This window comes from Halomonas sp., from assembly GCF_014859505.1.
GTDB lineage: Bacteria > Pseudomonadota > Gammaproteobacteria > Pseudomonadales > Halomonadaceae > Halomonas.
Genome location: NZ_JACUUD010000196.1, coordinates 1 through 3,878, shown reverse-complemented (window position 1 = coordinate 3,878; position 3,878 = coordinate 1). Strand labels below are relative to the sequence as shown.

General features: G+C 58.0%; 5 protein-coding genes and 1 pseudogene. All 6 read right to left on the bottom strand.

Going from position 1 to position 3,878, the window contains the following annotated elements:
* A partial coding sequence (locus IBX53_RS15215; protein WP_290910937.1) for an FAD-binding oxidoreductase occupies positions 1-763 on the bottom strand: 763 nt, incomplete at its 3' end.
* 8 nt (positions 764-771) lie between these two features.
* Positions 772-1,311, bottom strand: a complete 540-nt coding sequence (paaD, locus tag IBX53_RS15210) for a 1,2-phenylacetyl-CoA epoxidase subunit PaaD (RefSeq protein WP_290910935.1) — start codon at positions 1,309-1,311, stop codon at positions 772-774.
* Between the two features lie 21 nt (positions 1,312-1,332).
* Positions 1,333-2,097 (bottom strand): 1,2-phenylacetyl-CoA epoxidase subunit PaaC, encoded by a 765-nt coding sequence (gene paaC, locus IBX53_RS15205; RefSeq protein WP_290910933.1) that lies wholly within the window; start codon positions 2,095-2,097, stop codon positions 1,333-1,335.
* 19 nt (positions 2,098-2,116) lie between these two features.
* Positions 2,117-2,404 (bottom strand): 1,2-phenylacetyl-CoA epoxidase subunit PaaB, encoded by a 288-nt coding sequence (gene paaB / locus IBX53_RS15200; protein ID WP_183330839.1) that lies wholly within the window; start codon positions 2,402-2,404, stop codon positions 2,117-2,119.
* Between the two features lie 12 nt (positions 2,405-2,416).
* Entirely contained in the window at positions 2,417-3,373 is a 957-nt protein-coding gene (gene paaA / locus IBX53_RS15195; RefSeq protein ID WP_367171621.1) for a 1,2-phenylacetyl-CoA epoxidase subunit PaaA, read from the bottom strand.
* Between the two features lie 125 nt (positions 3,374-3,498).
* Positions 3,499-3,878, bottom strand: a pseudogene (locus IBX53_RS15190) (phenylacetate--CoA ligase); the annotation flags it as partial.

Sequence of the window (3,878 nt, the reverse complement as noted above, 5' to 3'; positions counted from 1 at the left end):
TGGAATCTGCCGCGGCGTTGGCGAAGAGCTCGTAATGGATCTGCTCATTGCTCAGGCCCTCGAGGCGGAAGCCATGAGAGACTTCGGCCATCATGGCCTCGGGGCCGCAGATAAAGGCCTCGTCGGTATTCCTGATATCGATCAGGCCGCTTTTCTGCAGGGCATAGCCTTTCTTGTTATCGATAATGCCGTTGAAAAGATCCGCTCCCTGATCTTCGTAGTTCATGATGTTGATCCACTGGAAGCGGTCCAGGTGGCGATTCTTCACGAAGCTCAGCTCATCCTTGAACATGACCGAGTTGCTGCGGCGGTTGCCATAGATCAGCGTCACCCTGCTCTCGGGTTCCGTATCAAGCACCGACTTGATGATGGACAGGATCGGTGTGATGCCCGAACCCGCGGCAATGCACATATAGCGCTTGGCGTTCTCGGGGTCGAGCCTGGTGTAGAAATTCCCCTGAGGCGGCATGACATCAATCTCCATGCCGCGCTTGAAATGATCGTTGGCGAAGTTGGAGAACAGCCCATTCTTGACGCGCTTGATCCCGACTCGCAAGTACCCGTCATTGACGCCGGAGCAGATGGAGTAGGAGCGGCGTACTTCCTCTCCTTCGATCCGGGCTCTAAGCGTCAGGAACTGGCCCTGAATGAAGTTGAAGGTTTCCTTTAACTCCTCAGGAATATCGAAGGTCACGCGGATGGCGGTATCGGTCTCCGGCTGGACGTCGGCGATTCTCAGCGTATAGAAGTTCGTGTCAGACATCACGTAGCCTATATTTTCTTGAAATAGTCGAAGGTCTCCTTGCATGCCTGGCACTGAAACAGTGCCTTGCAGGCAGTGGAGCCGAATTCGCTGAGGAGTCGTGTATCACTCGAACCACAGTGCGGGCATAGCGCATGGGCGTCGGGGGTCAGGCCGTCTTCCGTGGCATCAGCATCTTCCGGCGGGGCGACGCCATAGTGGCGTAATTTACGACGCCCCTCCGGTGACATCCATTCCGAACTCCAGGCCGGCGATAGCTGCATCTTGACTTCATGGCTATCGTAGCCTTTGGCGCTCAGGGCGGCCTTGACGTCTTCGGTAATGGTGTCCATTGCCGGGCAGCCGGAATAGGTTGGGGTGATGGTCACGATAATGTGTTCACCCTGACGCTCGATGTCTCGCAAGATCCCGAGATCCCAGATGCTCAGCACCGGTATTTCAGGATCCTTGACCTCGTCGAGCAGGTCCCAGAGCTCCTTGACCTCGGACGAGTCACGCTGTTGTAGCCGGCGATAATGTTCTTCCGGCATTAATGGAATTGCACTCATGGTCGGGCATCCGTTACTCGGTTACCACTGGCAGCCAGGGTAGGAGCGGTGTACAAACTGCATTTCCGTCAGCAGGTGACCCAGGTTCTCGGTGTGATAGCCGATGCGCCCACCGCGCACCGCCCAGCCATCTTCAGGCACGCTCAGGGTCGCTTCCGTGAGGATGCTGCTGACCTGCCGATGCCACTCGTCACGCAGCCTGGTGGTGTCGACGGCAATGCCTTTGTCGGCCAGCAGTCGCTCGGTCTCGTCCATCTCGAACATCTCGTGGGTGTATCCCCACAGGCTGTCCAGCGCGGCCTGCGTGCGTCGATGACTCTCTTCGGTGCCATCGCCCAGACGCAGCACCCAGTCCCGGCTGCGGCGCAAGTGATAGCGGCTTTCCTTGATCGCCTTGGCGGCGATAGCGGCCAGGGTATCGTCCCTGGACTCGGCAAGCTTGGGCAGCAACAGGTTGTAGTAGACATCAATGAGCAACTGGCGCACCTGCGAGTAGGCAAAGTCTCCCCTCGGCATCTCCATCAGCAGCAGGTTGTGATACTGACGGTCGTCGCGCATATAGGCGAAGTCGTCCTCGGTGCGTCCATCGTCGGCCAGCTCCGACGCATAGCCATAGAACATGCGGGCGCGACCGATATAGTCCAGCGCCACGTTGGCATAGGCGATGTCTTCTTCCAGGAAGGGTCCGTGACTGACCCATTCGGAGATTCGATGACCCAGGACGTTGGCGTCATCACCCAGGCGAACCGCATATTCGAGGGTGGCATCCTTGATGGTATCACTCATTACGTAGTCTCCAGCGCTGCTACATGTTGTTGACGGCATCGGGAAGTTCGTAATAAGTCGCGTGCCGATAGGGTTTGTCATCGTTGGGGTCGAAAAAGTCTTCCGCATCGTCCTCCTGGGAGGCGCAGATGTCACTTGACTTGACCACCCAGATGCTCACACCTTCACTGCGCCGAGTGTAGACATCTCGGGCATACTCCAGCGCCTGTTCGTGGTCTTCGGAATGCAGGCTGCCGACATGCTTATGATCGAGTCCGCGCTTGGAGCGGATAAAGACCTCAAAGAGTTCCAGGGCGTTGTCTTGCATGGCGATAACTCCTCAGGCGGCTTCGGCTTGCTTGGCCTGTTTCTTGGCATTGTAGGCAGCGAGAGCTTCACGGACCCAGGCGCCTTCCTGGTGCGCCTTGATATGATGCTCCAGGCGCTGACGGTTGCAGTGACCGTTACCCGCGATCACGCTATGGAACTCTTCCCAGTCGATCTCACCGCTGTCGTAGTGGCCGCGTTCCTCGCTCCACTTCAGTTCCTTGTCTGGATGCTCGAGCCCCAGGAATTCAATCTGTGACGCGGTCTGATCGATGAACTTCTGTCGAAGGTCATCGTTGGTCTCGCGCTTGATCTTCCACTCCATGGATTTTGCGGAGTGCGCAGACTCGGAGTCGTGGGGACCGAACATCATCAGCGCGGGCCAGTAGAAACGGTTCAGGGCGTCCTGAGCCATGGCCTTCTGTTCCTGAGTGCCATTTACCAGCGACAGCATGATGTCGTAGCCCTGACGCTGGTGGAAACTCTCTTCCTTGCAGATGCGAATCATGCCGCGTGAGTAGGGGCCGTAGGAGGTGCGCTGCAGGGATACCTGATTGACGATGGCCGCACCATCCACCAGCCAGCCAATCGCCCCCATGTCGGCCCAGGTCAGGGCCGGGTAGTTGAAGATGGAGGCGTACTTGGCCCGTCCGCTCTGCAGTGCCTCGATCATCTCGTCGCGGGAGATCCCCAGGGTCTCCGCCGCGCTGTAGAGATAAAGCCCGTGACCCGCCTCATCCTGGATCTTCGACAGCAGGATCGCCTTGCGGCGCAGGGAGGGTGCGCGGGTGAGGAAGTTGCCTTCCGGCTGCATGCCGATGACTTCGGAATGCGCATGCTGAGAAATCTGACGTATCAGATTCTTGCGATACTTCTCGGGCATCCAGTCCTTGGGCTCGATCTTCTCCTCGGCATTGATCTTGCCCATAAACTGCTGTTCTTGAAGAGATAGTTTCTGTTCGGAGGACATCGTGACACTCTCCATTGTTGGTTTGAGCCTGTGCTGCTCGAGCTGTCGTCCCAGCATAGCAGATAGACCCCAAAAGCGACACACTAAATTCTGTTAAAGTGGATTATGCGTGTCGCAATTTTCGGTTAGCGCAGGTCCTTTACACGCTTGGCCTTGCCGACCGAGCGCATGACCTCCTCAACCCCGCAGACGTCGACCTGAGTGCTGATGCCCACATAGGTCTTGATGGCGTGCTGCAGGTGCTTGCCAAGCTGTTCGCAGACCACCGGGTCGCGGGCCACGTCGTTGCTGCACGCTTCGACGCGCACACGGACCATGTCCATGTTGCCCTGGCGTGTCACTTCGATCTCGTAGTGGGGCGAAAGCTGCTCGATCTTGAGCAGCTGCTCCTCGATCTGGGTCGGGAAGACGTTGACGCCGCGGATGATCAGCATGTCGTCGCTGCGGCCAGTGATCTTGTCGATGCGCCGCATGGGGCGCGCGGTGCCCGGCAGCAGGCGGGTGA